The sequence below is a fragment of the Microbacterium sp. Leaf351 genome, assembly GCF_001423825.1.
Taxonomy (GTDB): domain Bacteria; phylum Actinomycetota; class Actinomycetes; order Actinomycetales; family Microbacteriaceae; genus Microbacterium; species Microbacterium ginsengisoli.
Genome location: NZ_LMPK01000015.1, coordinates 8,172 through 9,017 on the forward strand (window position 1 = coordinate 8,172; position 846 = coordinate 9,017).

Sequence of the window (846 nt, forward strand, 5' to 3'; positions counted from 1 at the left end):
ACGCGCGCGCGACCCGCGGGTTCCTCGCGGTGCAAGCGGCGATCGTGCTGGCGCAGAGCGGTGTGATCGTGGGGTTCGCATGGGTGGTCTCCCGCGCGCTCACCGGCGCGATCGGCGGTGCGCCGATCGGCGAGCTGCTGCCGCTCGTCGCGGCGGGTGCAGCGCTCGTGCTGGTGCGCGGGGCGTTGATCGCGGCGTCGGAGCGGGTGTCGGCGGCAGGGGCCGCGCGCGCGTCGCTCCAGCTGCGCGCCGCCCTCATCGCCGCCGTCGAGAAGCTCGGTCCCACGTGGTTGTCGCAGCGCAGCACCACCGCGTTGGCGGTGACCGCCGGGCACGGACTCGAGGCGCTCGACGCCTACTTCGGGCGCTACCTCCCGCAGCTGGTGGCGACGGCGATCACCATGCCGATCGTCATCGTGGCGATCCTGCTGGCCGACCCGCTGTCGGCGGTGATCGTCGTGCTCACGATGCCGCTCATCCCGATCTTCATGGTGCTCATCGGTCTCGCGACCGGCGCAGTGCAGCGCCGGCAGTTCGACACGCTCACCACCCTCGCGACCCGGTTCGCCGACACCGTGCAGGGACTCGGCACGCTCAAGATCTTCGGCCGTCAGCACCGTGCCGCCGACAGTATCGACGAGGTGACCGGGCGCTACAAGCACGAGACGATGTCGGTCCTGCGGGTGTCGTTCCTCTCGGGTTTCGCGCTCGAGTTCCTCGCATCCATCTCGGTCGCCATCGTCGCGGTGACGATCGGCTTCCGGCTCCTCGACGGTGAGATGGTGCTGCTCGTGGGCCTGTTCGCCCTGCTCCTGGCCCCCGAGGCGTATCTGCCGCTGCGGCAGG

The 846-nt window shown here is 70.9% G+C and carries 1 protein-coding gene; it reads left to right on the forward strand.

Annotation, left to right across the window (positions count from 1 at the left end):
• A partial coding sequence (locus ASG00_RS17205; protein WP_268772018.1) for an ABC transporter transmembrane domain-containing protein occupies positions 1–846 on the forward strand: 846 nt, incomplete at both ends.